Annotated in this window: 15 protein-coding genes; 13 read left to right on the top strand and 2 right to left on the bottom strand. The window is 63.7% G+C overall.

The annotated features are described in order from the left end of the window. Positions 1-55: 55 nt before the first annotated feature. On the bottom strand, positions 56-859 hold the full coding sequence (locus QQZ18_RS07805) for a TrmH family RNA methyltransferase (protein ID WP_284539775.1): 804 nt from the start codon (positions 857-859) through the stop codon (positions 56-58). 93 nt (positions 860-952) lie between these two features. Between QQZ18_RS07805 and QQZ18_RS07800 the strand changes: the two genes are divergently transcribed. The 4 genes from QQZ18_RS07800 to rpsI all read left to right on the top strand — a co-directional run bounded on the left by QQZ18_RS07800 (position 953) and on the right by rpsI (position 3,514). Then, entirely contained in the window at positions 953-1,306 is a 354-nt protein-coding gene (locus QQZ18_RS07800) for a DUF423 domain-containing protein (protein WP_284539773.1), read from the top strand. A gap of 93 nt (positions 1,307-1,399) precedes the next feature. Next, entirely contained in the window at positions 1,400-2,347 is a 948-nt protein-coding gene (gene fabD, locus QQZ18_RS07795) for an ACP S-malonyltransferase (RefSeq protein ID WP_284539771.1), read from the top strand. 225 nt (positions 2,348-2,572) lie between these two features. Then, positions 2,573-3,034, top strand: coding sequence for a 50S ribosomal protein L13 (rplM, locus tag QQZ18_RS07790; RefSeq protein WP_251725712.1), 462 nt, complete (start codon positions 2,573-2,575; stop codon positions 3,032-3,034). Positions 3,035-3,037: 3 nt separating this feature from the next. Beyond that, on the top strand, positions 3,038-3,514 hold the full coding sequence (gene rpsI, locus QQZ18_RS07785; RefSeq protein ID WP_284539767.1) for a 30S ribosomal protein S9: 477 nt from the start codon (positions 3,038-3,040) through the stop codon (positions 3,512-3,514). Between the two features lie 87 nt (positions 3,515-3,601). Here the strand turns inward: rpsI and QQZ18_RS07780 are convergent, their stop codons facing one another. Then, positions 3,602-4,525, bottom strand: a complete 924-nt coding sequence (locus QQZ18_RS07780; protein WP_284539765.1) for a pirin family protein — start codon at positions 4,523-4,525, stop codon at positions 3,602-3,604. Between the two features lie 675 nt (positions 4,526-5,200). On the opposite strand from QQZ18_RS07780, the gene proS reads away from it, so the two are divergent. The 9 genes from proS (at position 5,201) to glgA (ending at position 15,627) form a co-directional block, all read left to right on the top strand. Continuing rightward, complete coding sequence (gene proS, locus QQZ18_RS07775) at positions 5,201-6,523, top strand: proline--tRNA ligase (RefSeq protein WP_284539763.1); 1,323 nt, start codon at positions 5,201-5,203, stop codon at positions 6,521-6,523. A 199-nt stretch (positions 6,524-6,722) separates the two neighbouring features. Further along, a complete protein-coding gene (locus QQZ18_RS07770; protein ID WP_284539761.1) occupies positions 6,723-7,991 on the top strand; it encodes a lipoprotein-releasing ABC transporter permease subunit in 1,269 nt (422 codons plus the stop codon). Positions 7,992-7,999: 8 nt separating this feature from the next. After that, positions 8,000-8,704: an ABC transporter ATP-binding protein gene (locus tag QQZ18_RS07765; protein ID WP_284539759.1), complete on the top strand. Its 705-nt coding sequence runs from the start codon at positions 8,000-8,002 to the stop codon at positions 8,702-8,704. 38 nt (positions 8,705-8,742) lie between these two features. Further along, positions 8,743-9,606, top strand: a complete 864-nt coding sequence (locus tag QQZ18_RS07760; RefSeq protein WP_284539757.1) for a D-amino-acid transaminase — start codon at positions 8,743-8,745, stop codon at positions 9,604-9,606. A gap of 197 nt (positions 9,607-9,803) precedes the next feature. Then, positions 9,804-10,046, top strand: a complete 243-nt coding sequence (hfq, locus tag QQZ18_RS07755; protein ID WP_026791804.1) for an RNA chaperone Hfq — start codon at positions 9,804-9,806, stop codon at positions 10,044-10,046. Between the two features lie 107 nt (positions 10,047-10,153). Further along, positions 10,154-11,554, top strand: coding sequence for a GTPase HflX (gene hflX, locus QQZ18_RS07750; RefSeq protein WP_446728619.1), 1,401 nt, complete (start codon positions 10,154-10,156; stop codon positions 11,552-11,554). A gap of 178 nt (positions 11,555-11,732) precedes the next feature. Further along, on the top strand, positions 11,733-12,347 hold the full coding sequence (locus QQZ18_RS07745) for a L,D-transpeptidase (protein ID WP_342398913.1): 615 nt from the start codon (positions 11,733-11,735) through the stop codon (positions 12,345-12,347). A 272-nt stretch (positions 12,348-12,619) separates the two neighbouring features. Next, on the top strand, positions 12,620-13,888 hold the full coding sequence (glgC, locus tag QQZ18_RS07740) for a glucose-1-phosphate adenylyltransferase (RefSeq protein ID WP_284539751.1): 1,269 nt from the start codon (positions 12,620-12,622) through the stop codon (positions 13,886-13,888). A gap of 287 nt (positions 13,889-14,175) precedes the next feature. Further along, entirely contained in the window at positions 14,176-15,627 is a 1,452-nt protein-coding gene (gene glgA / locus QQZ18_RS07735; protein ID WP_284539749.1) for a glycogen synthase GlgA, read from the top strand. The last annotated feature ends 3 nt before the right edge of the window (positions 15,628-15,630 follow it).

Genomic DNA, 15,630 nt, shown 5'->3' with positions numbered 1-15,630 from the left:
CAGGGTGTTGGAGCACCTTCCGGCGTCCGGCCTGCGGCAGGCGAGGGAGGCCGGTTCAGCCTCTCTCCGTCATCCTGCGCGTCAGCTCGTAGAGCGCGATGCCGCTCGTGGTCGCGACGTTGAGGCTGTCGAACCCGCCGGCCATGTCGATACGCACCGTTTCGGCGTGGGCCATCTCGGCATCCGGCAGACCAGGGCCCTCCGTCCCGAGGAGCAGGGCTACCGGTCGGTCGGTTGGGACCTCATGCAGCCGCATGGCCCCGCGTGGCGACAATGCGAGCACCCGATAGCCAAGGTCGCCCAAGGCCGCCGCGACGCCTGTGTCCGTATCGAGCCGTGTGAACGGCACGTTCAGTACGCCACCGACCGACACCCTTATCGCTTTCCGATAAAGCGGGTCGCACGAGGTCGCGTCGAGCACCACCGCTCCCGATCCGAAGGCGGCGGCGTTGCGAAAAATCCCGCCCATGTTGTCGTGATTGGCGATGCCGACAAGGCCGACGACGACTCGCGGGCGGCTTGCCAGCAGATCTGCGAGGCGTGGGGAGGGCGCGCGCCGGCCGAGACCCAGAAGCCCCCGGTGAATGGGGAAGCCGACGACCCTGTCCATAAGCTCTTGGTCGGTAACGTAGATGGGCAGGTCGTCGGGCGGCGCCCACGCCAACGCGGTGTCGATCCGGTTGCCGGCGACCAGAAGTGCCTCAGGCCGGAAGCGCGCCCCCTTCGACAGAAAGACCGCCAGCACGCTTTCGCCCTCGGCGATGAAGGCGTCGCCATGGGTTTGTCGAAGATCGCGATCGCGGACGTTCATGAACGGGGCGAGACGCGGGTCGGCCGGATCGGTGACCGGAATGATCATGGGCTTGTCTTCCGCTTCTTGACGGGGGGACACGGGACACCGTTATTAGCTGAGAGGCGTCGAAGCCAGAGGGCACGCCGAAAGGATTGCGGGATGTTTCATCAACGACTGACCGGAGTGTTCGCGGGCCTTGCCGGCGCGGCCGGCGTGGCGACGCTCGCCGTCGGCGCCCACGCCGTCACCGGCGCCAACCTGGACGTCGCCGGAAACGTCCTTCTGTTTCACGCCGCGGCGCTGCTGGCGCTCGCCAACGCCGTCGATCGACCGCTGATAAGGCTGTCGGCCCTGCTGTTCGTCGTTGGGTGCCTCCTGTTCTCGGGTGATCTGATCTTCAAGGCGGCGATGGCGAGGAGTCTGTTTCCAATGGCGGCGCCTTCGGGGGGCGTCGCGCTGATCCTCGGCTGGTTGGCGGTCGCCGCCGGGGCGTTGCTTCCGCGGCGGTCGTGAAACCCGCCGTCCCCGGATCCCGGCCGCGCGGCCTTGACTCTTGCGCGGCCAAATGGTCGTGTCCGGCCGAATACCATTGAGGAAAAACAACAGATGACCAACGCCTTCGTGTTCCCCGGTCAGGGCAGTCAGGCCATCGGCATGGGCAAAGCCCTCGCCGATCATTACGCCGCCGCGCGGGCGGTGTTCGAAGAGGTGGACGACGCTCTCGGCGAGAAGTTGTCCGACATCGTCTTCAACGGTCCCGAGGATCAGCTGACGCTGACCGCCAACACCCAGCCGGCTCTGATGGCCGTCAGCCTTGCCGCGCTGCGCGCCCTGGAGGCCGAGGGCATCACCATCAAGCAGCACGCTGCCTTCGTGGCCGGTCACTCGCTCGGCGAGTATTCGGCCCTGGCTGCCACGGGCGCCTTGTCGGTGACCGACGCCGCCCGCCTGCTGCGGACGCGCGGCAACGCCATGCAGAAGGCCGTGCCGGTGGGCGAGGGCGCCATGGCTGCGCTGCTCGGGCTCGATTTCGATGCGGCCGTGGCCGTTGCCAAGGAAGCCGCCCAGGGCGACGTCTGCGAGGCGGCCAATGACAATGCTCCTGGCCAGGTGGTGGTGTCGGGTGCCAAGCTCGCGGTCATCCGTGCCGTCGATATCGCCAAGAGCAAGGGCGCCAAGCGGGCCATGCTTCTCAACGTCTCCGCTCCCTTCCATTGCCGCCTGATGCAGCCGGCGGCCGAGGCCATGGCCGAGGCGCTGGCCGCGGCGACCATCAACGCGCCGATCGTGCCGATCTTCGCCAACGTCACGGCCGTCTCGACATCCGACCCCGAGGCAATCCGCAAGCAGCTCGTCGCCCAGGTCACCGGTACCGTCCGCTGGCGCGAGAGCGTGTCGGCCATGGCCGGTGCCGGCGTCGACAAGTTCGTGGAAGTGGGGGCGGGCAAGGTGCTGTCCGGCCTCATTCGCCGCATCGCGCCCGGCGAGGGTGTGATCGATTTCGGCAAGCCCACGGATATTGCCGACGTCAAGGCGCTGCTCGGGCTCGCCTAAAGACGGAAAATTCATGCGGTATCATGCTACCGTCTAGCTTAAGCTATTGATTTTTATGAATATGGTGCCGCTCGTTATGCTTGACAAACGAGCGGCATTTCCATATTTGAAGGCGCGACGGCGGCGCCCGGTAACGGGAGCCGCCCTTTCGCATCGGCAACGGTGCGAAAGAGATGACGAACCGGCCGCCTTTTGGGGCGGCCCAACCGGAAGACGGTAACGCCCATGACGACCTATACGGCGAAGCCGGCGAACATCGAGAAGAAGTGGGTCTTGATTGACGCCGAAGGCCTCGTGGTCGGCCGCCTCGCGACTGTGATCGCGATGCGCCTCCGCGGCAAGCATAAGGCCACCTACACCCCGCACATGGACGACGGTGACAATGTCGTCGTCATCAATGCGGACAAGGTGGTGCTGACCGGCCGCAAGTACACCGACAAAACCTATTACTGGCACACCGGCTATATCGGCGGCATCAAGGAGCGCAAGGCGCGCCAGATCCTCGAAGGTCGCTTCCCCGAGCGCGTGCTCGAGAAGGCCGTTGAGCGCATGATTCCCGAGGGGCCGCTTGGCCGTCGCCAGCTTTCCAACCTCCGCGTCTACGCTGGTGCCGAGCATCCCCATGCCGCCCAGCAGCCGGAAGTCCTCGACGTCAAGTCGATGAACAAGATGAACACGAGGCCTTGATCCATGGCTGAGCTCTCCTCCCTCGCTGAACTCGGCACTGCCGACGTCGCCCCGGTGGCCGAAGCCCCGGTGCACGTCCAGAAGCTGGACAAGTTCGGCCGCGCCTATGCCACCGGCAAGCGCAAGAACGCCATCGCTCGCGTCTGGGTCAAGCCGGGTTCCGGCAAGATCGTTGTGAACGGTAAGGAGTTCAACGCTTACTTCGGTCGTCCGGTGCTCCAGATGATCGTCCAGCAGCCGATCTACGCCGCTGCTCGCGACGGCCAGTTCGACATCATCGCCACGGTTGCCGGCGGCGGCCTCTCCGGCCAGGCCGGTGCGCTGCGCCACGGCATCTCCAAGGCGCTGACCTACTACGAGCCGGGCCTGCGCGGCGTGCTCAAGAAGCTCGGCTTCCTGACCCGCGACAGCCGCGTCGTCGAGCGCAAGAAGTACGGCAAGCGCAAGGCTCGCCGCAGCTTCCAGTTCTCGAAGCGCTGATCCGGTTTCGGATTCGGAATATGGAAAGGGCGGTGCCATTGGCGCCGCCCTTTTCGTTGGTGCATTCAGCTTGGAAGGCTGCTGACGTCAGTCCTTGATCCTCAGCCCCACTGGGTCGGGCGGGAGAGGGATGAACTCCGTCTCGCCGACGATCTCCGGAAAGCGCCGGGCGCGCCAATCCGCCTTGGCGGCCTCGATGCGCTCCTTCGATGAGGAAACGAAATTCCAGTAGATGTGTCGCTTCTCCGGGAAGGGCTCGCCGCCGATCAGCACGAGACGCGTCGGCTCCGTCGCGACCAGGATCACCTCGGCGCCGGGGCGGAAGATGACGAGCTGGTTCGGCGGGAACACGCCATCCTGCCCTTCGATGCCGACGCCGCCATGGATGACGTAGGCGGCCCGCTCGACATGGTCCGGCGGCACCTTGAAGCGCGTGCCGGCTTCGAGGTGGACATCGGCATACATCAGGTCCGAGTAGACCGGCACCGGCGAGCGAACCCCGAAGCCTTCGCCGGCCACCAATGTCATTCGCATGCCGGTATCGGAGAATACGGGAAGCACGGCCTTGTCATGATGGCTGAAGAGAGGGGCGATCTCCTCGCTTGCCTTGGGCAGCGCCACCCAGATCTGGGTGCCGAACAGGTTCCCTCCGGCGGCATGCACGGCCGCGGGGAAACGTTCGGAGTGGACGATGCCGTTTCCGGCCGTCATCCAGTTGACCTCGCCGGCTCGGATCGTCTCCTTGTGACCGGCGCTGTCGCGATGGATCATTTCGCCGTCGAACAGGTAGGTCAGCGTCGACAGGCCGATGTGCGGATGCGGCCGCACGTCCTCCGCCTCGCCGGCGCCAAACATCACCGGCCCCATCTGGTCGAAGAAGATGAATGGCCCGACCATGCGGCGCTGCGCCGACGGCAGGGCGCGACGCACCTTGAAGCCGCCGAGATCGCGGACGTTCGGAAGAATGATCTCCTCGATGCGGTCGTTGCCGCCCTTTCCGGGAATGCTCATGATCTGTCCTTTTCTGTTGATGGACAGGATAAGGGCTTCTGCGGATGAGCGGTAGCCGCCGTTCGTTGAACGGTGTTTTTCATCCCGATGGTGAAAGGCCGCCAGAGCAGGGGTGTCATCTTGCAAGTATAAATAAAAAAGCAGGGCCGAAGCCCTGCTTTCTAGTTCCGCGTGTCAGCCCATAAAGCCTACAGATAGAAAGACCTCCCAATCCATCCGCCGGCGGCAGCGTTTTCCGCGCCTATATGGGTTTTCCCTCCCAAGACTCAGACCGCGATGACTGGATGGCATTCTACTTTTGCCTATTTCGACGGCTTCATTTACTGAAGCATTTTGTCTTTTGGCTGTGCCGTCCTTGTTTATGGCGGGTACCATACACTGCGTTTTTTGGTTTGTCATCCATTTGTGCATAGGCTGCATGCTTGTTCGGCATGGGCCGTTTCGTTCGGCGCCCTTACGATCTGGATTGGGAAATATCGCCATATCAATAGGTTGGCGGAGGCTTCTGGATCCGTTCCGAATTGTCGCTCCATCCGTGATTTGCCCCATAGACTAAAGTCATAGTGAGTGCTGCCGCATGTCGTTGCTTTCGGACGATCGGTGACCGATCGATCTTGTTTTTTCAGGGTCGATGCGCTTTGAGTAGCGCGCTCACACAACGCGCGAGAGGATTCCATGCGTCTCAGCCGGTATTTCCTGCCCATTCTCAAAGAGGCGCCCAAGGAGGCGGAGATCGTCTCGCATCGCCTGATGCTGCGTGCTGGCATGATGCGCCAGCAAAACGCCGGCATCTATTCCTGGCTGCCGCTCGGCCTGAAGGTGCTCAAGAAGATCGAAGCCGTCGTCAGGGAGGAACAGGACCGTTCCGGCGCCGTCGAAATCCTGATGCCGTCCATCCAGCCGGCCGATCTCTGGCGCGAAAGCGGCCGCTATGACGCCTACGGCAAGGAAATGCTGCGCATCATCGACCGCCATGAGCGCGAGATGCTGTACGGCCCGACCGCCGAGGAGGTCGTCACCGACATCTTCCGCACCTATGTGCGCTCCTATCGCGACCTGCCGCTCAACCTCTACAATATTCAGTGGAAGTTCCGCGACGAGGTGCGTCCGCGCTTCGGCGTGATGCGTGGCCGCGAGTTCCTGATGAAGGACGCCTATTCCTTCGACGTCGATCAGGCCGGTGCTTTGCGCGCCTACCACAAGATGTTCGTCGCCTATCTCAGGACCTACAAGCGCCTGGGCCTCACCGCCATCCCGATGCGCGCCGATACCGGCCCGATCGGCGGCAAGCTCAGCCATGAGTTCATCATTCTCGCCTCCACCGGCGAGAGCGCGGTGTTCTGCGACAAGGATCTGCTCGATCTTCCGGTTCCCGGCGAGGACATCGACTTCGATGGCGATCTGTCGCCGGTCGTCGACATGTTCACCAGCCGCTACGCCGCCACCGACGAAATGCACGACGAGGCCGCCTTCGCCGCTCTGCCGGAGGAACGGCGCGTGTCGGCGCGCGGTATCGAAGTCGGTCACATCTTCTCCTTCGGCACTAAGTATTCCGAGCCGATGGGTGCCAAGGTGGCCATGCCGGACGGCAGCGAGCAGCCCGTGATCATGGGCTCTTACGGCATCGGCGTGTCGCGTCTCATCGGCGCCATCATCGAGGCGAGCCACGACGACGCCGGCATCATCTGGCCGGAAAGCGTGGCGCCCTTCGGTGCCGGCGTGATCAGCCTGCGCCCCGACGACGCGGCCGTGACCGCCGCCTGTGAGGATGCCTACGCGAAGCTCGTCGCTGCCGGCAAGGATCCGCTCTACGACGACACCGCCGCCCGTCCGGGCGCCAAGTTCGCCTCCATGGATCTGATCGGCCTGCCGTGGCAGATCATCATCGGTCCGAAGGGGCTGGCCGACGGCGTCGTCGAGCTGAAGCGCCGCGCCACCGGCGACAAGGAACTGGTGTCGCTGGAGTCGGCGATCGCCCGCGTCACAGAAAAGGCCTGATTGTCGCTGAAGAGGGGCGGTCGCATGCCGCCCCTCGCGGTTGTCCGATTCCGTCTGGAAAACCCGGAAAGGACGGCATGCCTGCGGACGGAATTTGCTACTCTCAAGCGTTGCCGCCCGGTAGCGTGCGAGTCGGCCACCGATCATCGTGGCCTTGGCGTGGAATTCCTATGTTTGGCCGGCGTTTGGAGGTCTTTGGATGAGCGAGGCGAAAGCGGGGCGTCCCTTCGCCCCCTTCGAGTGGAAACTGGCCGGCCGCTATCTGAGGTCCCGTCGCAAGGAAGCGTTCATTTCGGTGATCGCCGGCTTTTCCTTCGTCGGCATCATGCTGGGCGTCGCCACACTGATCATCGTCATGGCGGTGATGAACGGCTTCCGCGGCCAGCTGATGGACAAGATCCTCGGCATCAACGGTCACGCCGTGGTCCAGCCGATCGATAGCCCGCTCACCGATTATGCATCCGTGGCCGATCGCCTTGCCGGCGTCGATGGCGTCCGGGTCGCCATGCCCTTCGTCGAAGGGCAAGTGCTGGCGTCCGGTCCGTCCGGCGCTTTCGGCGTGCTGGTTCGCGGCGTGCGCAGCGCCGATCTCCAGAAACTGCCACTGGTCTACAATACCGTGCAGATCGGCTCCTTCGACAAGTTCGACGACGGTATCGGCATCGCCATCGGTCAGCGGCTTGCCGAAAGCCTTGGCGTCACGGTCGGTGACAAGGTCACGCTGGTCAGCCCCAAGGGTAACGTTACCGCTCTCGGAACGACGCCGCGCGTCAAGGCCTATCCCGTCTCTGCCATCTTCAAGATCGGCATGAGCGAATACGACAGTACCTTCGTGTTCATGCCGATCGCCGAGGCGCAGAAGTACTTCATGATGGAGGACAAGGTCACCGCCATCGACGTCTTCGTCAACAATCCCGATGACATCGGAACCATCAAGGAAAAGCTGACGATCGATGCCGGACGGCCGGTGCTGATCACCGACTGGCGGCAACGCAACGTCACCTTCTTCTCGGCGCTGGAAGTCGAGCGCAACGTCATGTTCATGATCCTGACGCTGATCGTGCTGGTGGCGGCGCTCAACATCGTTTCCGGCATGACCATGCTGGTGAAGGACAAGAGCCACGACATCGCCATTCTGAGGACGATGGGCGCGAGCCGGGGCTCCATCCTGCGCGTCTTCCTGATCACCGGCTCGGCGATCGGCGTGGCCGGCACCATTGCCGGCTTCGGCCTCGGTCTCTTGGTCTGTCTCAACGTGGAAAAGATCCGGCAGTTCGTGTCCTGGCTGACCTCCACCGAGCTGTTCTCGCCGGAGCTCTACTATCTCAGCCAGTTGCCCGCCGACATGCAGATGCACGAGACGGTGAGCGTGCTGATCATGGCCCTCGTGCTGTCCTTCGTCGCCACCATCTATCCCGCCTGGAAGGCGGCTCGTCTCGATCCCGTCGATGCCCTGAGGTACGAGTGATGCCGGCTATGGAAACCCTCATCACCGGTGTCGAGGACCCGGTCCTGAAGCTCGTCGGCATCGAGAAGTCCTACAAGGAAGGATCGGGCACGCTGCCCATTCTGCGCGGTTGCGACTTCAACCTGTTCGCCGGGGAACTGACGGCGCTGGTCGCCCCGTCCGGCGCCGGCAAGTCGACGCTGCTGCATATCACCGGCCTTCTGGAGAAGCCCGACGCGGGCGATGTCGTCATCGGCGGCAAGACCTGCGGCAAGCTCGACGACGCCACCCGAACGCGGCTTCGCCGCACGGAGATCGGTTTCGTCTACCAGTTTCATCATCTTCTGCCGGAGTTCTCCGCGCTTGAGAACTTGATGATCCCGCAGATGATCGCCGGCCTCGACAAGAAGGAAGCCGCCATGCGCGGCAACGACCTTCTGGCCTACATGCGCCTCGAGAAACGCGGCACGCATCTGCCGTCGCAGCTTTCGGGCGGCGAGCGGCAGCGCGTCGCCATTGCCCGTGCCGTCGCCAATGCGCCCAAGGTGCTGCTCGCCGACGAGCCGACCGGCAACCTCGACCCAAAGACCTCGCATTACGTGTTCGACGCCCTGGCAGCCTTGGTCAGGGCCACCGGTCTTGCCGCGATCATAGCCACGCACAACATGGCGCTGGCCGAACGCATGGATCGCCGCATCACGCTCGACGAAGGGCGGATCGTCGAGCTGGAATAGCCCTGATCGCCGTGTCGCATTGTCCCTGGAGAGCTGCCATGAGTTCCCGCGTCACCTACGTCAACGGACGCTACGTTCCATCCAGGGAAGCCGTCGTCAGTGTCGAGGATCGCGGCAATCAGTTTGCCGACGCCGTCTATGAGGCCTGCCAGATCAAGGACGGAGCGATCATCGATCTCCGCCGCCATCTCGACCGGCTCGATCGGTCTCTGGCCGAACTCAGGATTGCCGCGCCGATGAGCCGGGCGGCCATGACCCACGTCCTGCGTGAGGTCGCCCGGCGCAACCGGGTCCGGAACGGTTACGTCTATTGGCAGATCTCGCGAGGCGCCGCGCCACGCGACCATGCCTTCCCCATTGGCGTGAATCCCACTTTTACCGCGACGGCCAAGTCGCTCGATGTAGCCGCGGCGGCGCTCCGCTATGAAACAGGCGTGCCGGTGATCACCCTTCCGGACAATCGCTGGGAGCGCGTGGACATCAAGACCGTCGGCCTGCTGCCCAATGCGCTCGCCAAGCAGGCGGCGCGCGAGGCCGGCGCCTTCGAGGCGGTGTTCGTCGACGATGAGGGGTTCGTCACCGAAGGCTCGTCCGCCAACGTCTGGCTGGTCGACGGCGAAGGGCGGCTCGTCACCCGTCCGGCCGATCGCGGCATTCTCCGAGGCATCACCCGCTCGGTGCTGATGGAGGTGGCGGCAGCCGAAGGCGTACCGGTGACGGAACGGCGATTCACCGTCGCGGAAATGAAGGCGGCGCGCGAAGTATTCCTGACGTCGGCCGGGGCGATTCTCTGTCCGGTCGTCAGCGTGGATGGCGAGACGGTGGCCAACGGTGCCCCCGGCAGCGTTGCTGCCCAGCTCAGGCGGCGTTTTCACGAGCTCGCGGAACGGACGCCGATTTGACGGCCGGCGTCATGCTTGGCAAAATTGTCACATCCTTGTCGAAACACGGATAGCACGAGCCTGCCGACCGCGACACGCATTCGAAATGGACTGGTAATTTCCGACGCGCCCGGCGTAACCATAACAACGGGCGACGCGTGGCGTCGGTGTGGCGTTTGCCCCTCACAAAAAAACGAAGTCGAAAAGGCCGAGAAAAAATGGCGGACAAAGCCCAAAATCTTCAGGACACCTTCCTCAATCACGTCCGTAAGAACAAGATTTCGCTGACGATTTTTCTGATCAATGGCGTCAAGCTGCAGGGCGTGGTCACCTGGTTCGATAACTTCTGCGTCCTTCTGCGGCGCGATGGGCATTCCCAGCTCGTCTACAAGCACGCCATTTCCACCATCATGCCGGCCCAGCCGCTGGCCCTTTTCGAGGGCAGCGAGGAACCGAACTGAGTTCGGTTTGTTCCGTACGTGTCCGCTTGTGGAGGTACATCTCCCAGGCGGGCGGTTCGGAGATCATCGCATATTGACCGCCAATGTCGCGGTTTTCGGGAGGGCCAGTGACCGACGATCAAGATCTTGAAGAGGGTGGCCGTCCTCGCAAGAAGGGTGTCGATCGCATCGAGGAACCGGCAAGGGCCTTGGTCCTTGTTCCGGACTTGCGTCAGCGGGCCGCCAGGGACGAAGCTGCCGCAACGACCCAGCGCGACCTCGAAGCCCGTATTGAGGAAGCTTCGGGTCTGGCGCACGCCATCGATCTCGACGTTCACGCCACCATTGCCGTGCCGGTGAACCAGCCCAAGCCGGCGACCTTGTTCGGTACCGGCAAGGTGGAGGAAATTGGCGTGACGGTGAAGGAGGAGGGGATCGACCTCGTCATCGTCGATCACGCCCTGACGCCCATCCAGCAGCGCAATCTCGAGAAGGGCTGGAAGACCAAGGTCATCGACCGGACCGGCCTGATCCTGGAGATCTTCGGCGAGCGCGCACGCACGCGCGAAGGGCGGCTGCAGGTGGAGCTTGCCCACCTCAAATATCAAAAATCGCGTCTCGTGCGGTCATGGACCCATCTTGAGCGGCAACGCGGCGGTTTCGGCTTTCTCGGTGGCCCTGGCGAGACGCAGATCGAGGCCGACCGCCGGCAGCTCCAGGAGAAGATCACGCGCATCGAGGCGGATCTGGAGCAGGTGAAGCGCACGCGCGACCTGCACCGCCGCCAGCGGCGCAAGGTGCCTCATCCGGTCGTGGCGCTTGTCGGCTACACCAATGCCGGCAAGTCTACATTGTTCAATCGATTGACCGAGGCGGATGTCTTCGCCAAGGATTTGCTCTTTGCGACACTCGATCCGACGCTGCGCCGCATCAAGTTGCCCCACGGCACCGACGCCATATTGTCCGATACCGTGGGCTTCATCTCCAATCTGCCGACCCACCTCGTCGCGGCCTTCCGGGCGACGCTCGAAGAGGTGATCGAAGCCTCGATCATCCTGCATGTCCGCGACATTTCGCACAAGGATACCGAGGCTCAGGCAAGCGATGTTGCCGATGTGCTCAAGCAGCTTGGCCTCGATCCGACGGATCGCGATCGGATCATCGAGGTCTGGAACAAGATCGACCTCGTGGACGGCGGGCGCAGGGATACCCTTCTCGCCCAGGCCGGCACCGAGGCGCCGGGAGGGCAGGAGCGACACGTCGTCTCGGCCGTGACGGGCGAGGGGCTGCCGGAGCTGCTGGCGGCCATCGAAGCGCGCCTGCTTGGCGGCCGTCCCGTGCACGAGCTGACCCTCGAGTCGTCCGACGGAGCGGGACTCGCCTGGCTCTACGATCACGGCGAGGTTCTGGAGCGCCACGACGACGAAGACGGCACGCTGCGCCTCACGGTGCGGGTTGCCGACAAGTCGATGACGGCCTTTCACCAGCGATACGGCGAACGCATCCTGCATCCGGTTCCGGAAAACTGATATCTACTGGATAAGTTTATCAACCCGGCTGGATTAGTGGGCGTTCATCGGGTTGCCTGAAGTGCCACCGCCGAATCGACAGAAAGTGGAGATTATGAACCTACCGTCCAGGCGAGCCTTTCTCGCCGCGCTTCCCCTTGCACTCGCCGCCTGCGTTTCCGCCCCAGGAACACCGGCGATGCCGCCGCTGATCGACCCGACCAAGCCGAAGCGCTATCCTCGGCCGTCCGCCGAGTATCTGGCGATGTATGGTGAAGTTCGGGATGGCGGATTCACCGTTCCGGCCGTCGACCTGACGCAGGTCAATCCGGCCTTCCTGCGCCGGGAAGTCGGTTACGACACCGATGAGCCGGCTGGCACCATCATCGTCGATACTCCGGCGCGTTATCTCTACCTTGTGCTCGGTGACGGCAGGGCCATGCGCTACGGCATCGGTGTCGGTCGCGAGGGCTTCGCCTGGTCGGGCAGCGCCGTCATCCGCCGCAAGGCGAAGTGGCCGTCATGGCACCCGCCGGTGGAGATGCAGGCGCGCGATCCAAAGGCCAAGAAGTGGGCCGGTGGCATGCCCGGCGGTCCGGACAATCCGCTCGGCGCCCGTGCGCACTACCTTTATCAGGGCAACGTCGACACGCTCTACCGCATTCATGGCACGGTGGAGCCCTGGACGATCGGCAGCAACGTCTCTTCCGGTTGCATTCGCCTCATCAATCAGGACGTCATGGACCTGTTCGAACGCGTGCCGGTCGGCACCGTCGTCAAGGTTTTGGAGCGTCCGGCGGCGCCCGCCGTCTGAGTCCCGCGCCGCCCCGCAACGGATGCGGGGCGGCCGTCCGCACATGGTCGTAGTGCTGTTTCTTCAAGGGTTTGAATTCCTTCGCAGCCGAAATAGGGGGAAGACAAATTAACCTTGCCGCGCCATAGTACCCGTGCGTCGAGCCATCATGGCGAGCGGGCGGGCGGGGAAGAAAGCGCCGACCGATTCGCCTCTGGTTCCGTTCCGGGCTGGCAATGCCGGCTGCGCCATCGACGGAACCGGGCCGACGGCGGACAAGTCGGGAGGACAGCATGATTGACAATTCTCACACTAATCGGCGGTTGGCGCGCGAAGCGATGGCGTTCGTGCTGGCCGGAGGGCGGGGCAGTCGCCTCAAGGAGCTCACCGATCGCAGGGCCAAGCCGGCGGTCTACTTCGGCGGCAAGAGCCGCATCATCGATTTCGCGCTGTCCAACGCGCTCAACTCGGGTATTCGCCGCATCTCCGTGGCGACCCAGTACAAGGCGCACAGCCTCATCCGGCACCTGCAATACGGCTGGAACTTCTTCCGCCAGGAACGCAACGAGAGCTTCGACATCCTCCCCGCCTCGCAGCGTGTCGCCGAGGACAAGTGGTACGTCGGCACCGCTGACGCGGTCACGCAGAACATCGACATCATCGAAGCGCACCACATCGAATACATCATCATCCTGGCCGGCGACCACATCTACAAGCAGGACTACGAGATCATGCTCGACCAGCATGTCTCGTCCGGCGCCGACGTCACCGTCGGCTGCATCGAAGTGCCCCGCATGGACGCCACCGGCTTCGGTGTGATGGCCATCGACGAGAGCGCCCGGATCATCGCTTTCGTCGAGAAGCCCGCCGATCCGCCGCCCATGCCCGGTCGTCCGGATCTGGCGCTGGCCTCCATGGGCATCTATGTTTTCAAGACCAGCTTCCTGATCGACCTGCTGCGCCAGGATCAGGACGATCCGAACTCCAGCCACGATTTCGGCAAGGATATCATCCCGGCCATCGTGAAGGGTGGAAAGGCGATCGCCCACAAGTTCTCGGACAGCTGCGTCCGCTCGTCGTCGGAGGCCGAACCCTACTGGCGCGATGTGGGAACGATCGACGCCTTCTGGGAGGCCAACATCGACCTTACCGACTTCGTTCCGTCGCTTGACCTCTACGACACGAAATGGCCGATCTGGACCTATACCGAGCTGACGCCGCCCGCCAAGTTCATTCACGATGAAGATGGCCGGCGTGGCGCGGCCACCAGTTCGCTGGTGTCGGGTGGCTGCATCATCTCCGGTTCCCGCGTCGACAAGTCCTTGCTGTTCACGGGCGTGCATGCCCACTCCTATTCCGAAGTGGAGCATTGCGTCATATTGCCCTACGTGTCGGTCTACCGGGGGGCTCGCCTTACCAAGTGCGTCGTCGACAAGGGCGTGACCATTCCGCCCGGTCTCGTCGTCGGCGAGGATCCGGAGCTGGATGCCAGCCGCTTCCGTCGTAGTGAAGGCGGCGTCTGCCTGATTACCCAGGACATGATCGATCGGCTGCAGCTCTGACTGTGGCGTTGAAAATACGTCGGGGGCGTGGCAAAACCCGCGCCCGATCCATTCTCGGGATTGGCGCCGCTGCCGGCAAAACCGCTGAAGGCGGCGCCTCCGTGTGAAAGGATCGGTCGCAATTCCCTCTCCCGCGCGCGGACGATATCGAACGTCAGTCGACCGGTGCTCGATCCTTCAGTCCCGAGTTTCCCATGTCTTTGGCTGGGATGAGAAAATCGTGATGACTTCAACGAGCGGATGCGTCAGCATCCTCGCGAGTTGGCATAACCTGTCGGGGTGATCAAGTGCGCGTCCTTTTCGTTGCCTCCGAATGCTATCCGCTGATCAAGACGGGCGGTCTCGCCGATGTCGCGGGGGCTCTTCCGCTGGCGCTCGCCCGCCTCGACTGTGATGTCCGCGTGCTCATGCCTGCCTATCCCGGCGTGGTCGGCCATCTTCGGGGCGTCGAGGAAGTCGCAACCTATCCGGATGTGTTCGGCGGGCCGGGACGCCTGCTGGCGGGCGAGACGGCGGACGGCTTGAAGGTGCTGGCCCTTGATGTCGCTCACCTCTACGACCGCCCCGGCAATCCCTATCTCGGAGCGGACGGCAACGATTGGTGGGACAATACCCGCCGCTTCGCCGCGCTGTCGGCGATTGGCGCCGCCGTCGGCCGCTCGGGTGTGGGCGACTGGAAGCCGGCCGTCGTCCATTGTCACGATTGGCAGGCCGGCCTCGTTGCCCCCTATCTTCTGGCCGGCCCCGCCGAGGGGCGGCCGAAGACCGTTTTCACCATTCACAACGTCGCTTTCCAGGGCATCTGCGGTCGTGCCGATTTCGACACCTTCGGATTGCCGTCGAGCTTCTACACGCCGGCCGGCCTTGAGTATTATGGCTACTGCTCTTTCCTGAAAGGTGGGCTCGTGTTCTCGGATCGGCTGACGACCGTCAGCCCCACCTATGCGCGCGAGCTGCGTACGCAGGAGTTCGGCTTCGGCATGGAAGGCGTGCTCAACGAGCGCGCCAACGTGCTGAGCGGCATCGTCAACGGGATCGACACGAAGAGTTGGGATCCGGCGAACGATCCGCTGATCGCTTCCAACTACAGCGCGCGCAAAATGGCCGGCAAGGCGATCTGCAAGACGGAGCTGCAAACCCGCATGGGGTTGCGCGTCGATCCGGATGCGCCGCTGATGATCGTGGTGAGCCGGCTCACCGGCCAGAAGGGCCTGGACATGCTGCTGCCCAACCTTGAGGGCATTGTGCGGCGCGGTGGGCAGCTCGCCATCCTTGGTGCGGGCGAACAAGGCATGGAACGCGCCTTCGTCGAAGCGGCCGCCGCCAATCCGGGCGCCGTCGCCGTTCACATCGGCTATAGCGAGCCGCTCAGCCACGCCATGCAGGCCGGTGCCGACGCGATCCTCGTTCCGTCGCGCTTCGAACCGTGCGGCCTTACCCAGCTCTATGGTCTGCGATACGGGACCATCCCGGTGGTGGCGCGGACGGGCGGGCTCGCCGATACGGTGATCGACGCCAACGACGCTTCGGTGCGGGCGGGAAGCGCGACGGGCATTCAGTTTGCTCCGGTCTCGGCCGCCGGCCTCGGGTTTGCCATCGAGCGTCTGTTCGATCTCTTCCACAACAAGAAGGTCTGGCGAGCGCTGCAGGCGCGGGCGATGGCTCATCCAGTCGGTTGGGAGGATTCGGCGCCTGACTATGTCGCGCTCTACCGCGAGCTGACGGCCGTGGGCGTCTGAAGT

Source organism: Pleomorphomonas sp. T1.2MG-36 (assembly GCF_950100655.1).
Classification (GTDB): domain Bacteria; phylum Pseudomonadota; class Alphaproteobacteria; order Rhizobiales; family Pleomorphomonadaceae; genus Pleomorphomonas.
Note: the sequence above shows the minus strand (reverse complement) of the source record. Positions and strands in the feature narration are given on the sequence as shown.

Bases quoted from the DNA above. Each gene is read 5' to 3' on its own strand.
- QQZ18_RS07805 (WP_284539775.1), bottom strand. From the start codon at position 859: ATGATCATTCCGGTCACCGATCCGGCCGACCCGCGTCTCGCCCCGTTC.
- QQZ18_RS07800 (WP_284539773.1), top strand. From the start codon at position 953: ATGTTTCATCAACGACTGACCGGAGTGTTCGCGGGCCTTGCCGGCGCG.
- fabD (WP_284539771.1), top strand. From the start codon at position 1,400: ATGACCAACGCCTTCGTGTTCCCCGGTCAGGGCAGTCAGGCCATCGGC.
- rplM (WP_251725712.1), top strand. From the start codon at position 2,573: ATGACGACCTATACGGCGAAGCCGGCGAACATCGAGAAGAAGTGGGTC.
- rpsI (WP_284539767.1), top strand. From the start codon at position 3,038: ATGGCTGAGCTCTCCTCCCTCGCTGAACTCGGCACTGCCGACGTCGCC.
- QQZ18_RS07780 (WP_284539765.1), bottom strand. From the start codon at position 4,525: ATGAGCATTCCCGGAAAGGGCGGCAACGACCGCATCGAGGAGATCATT.
- proS (WP_284539763.1), top strand. From the start codon at position 5,201: ATGCGTCTCAGCCGGTATTTCCTGCCCATTCTCAAAGAGGCGCCCAAG.
- QQZ18_RS07770 (WP_284539761.1), top strand. From the start codon at position 6,723: ATGAGCGAGGCGAAAGCGGGGCGTCCCTTCGCCCCCTTCGAGTGGAAA.
- QQZ18_RS07765 (WP_284539759.1), top strand. From the start codon at position 8,000: ATGGAAACCCTCATCACCGGTGTCGAGGACCCGGTCCTGAAGCTCGTC.
- QQZ18_RS07760 (WP_284539757.1), top strand. From the start codon at position 8,743: ATGAGTTCCCGCGTCACCTACGTCAACGGACGCTACGTTCCATCCAGG.
- hfq (WP_026791804.1), top strand. From the start codon at position 9,804: ATGGCGGACAAAGCCCAAAATCTTCAGGACACCTTCCTCAATCACGTC.
- QQZ18_RS07745 (WP_342398913.1), top strand. From the start codon at position 11,733: ATGCCGCCGCTGATCGACCCGACCAAGCCGAAGCGCTATCCTCGGCCG.
- glgC (WP_284539751.1), top strand. From the start codon at position 12,620: ATGATTGACAATTCTCACACTAATCGGCGGTTGGCGCGCGAAGCGATG.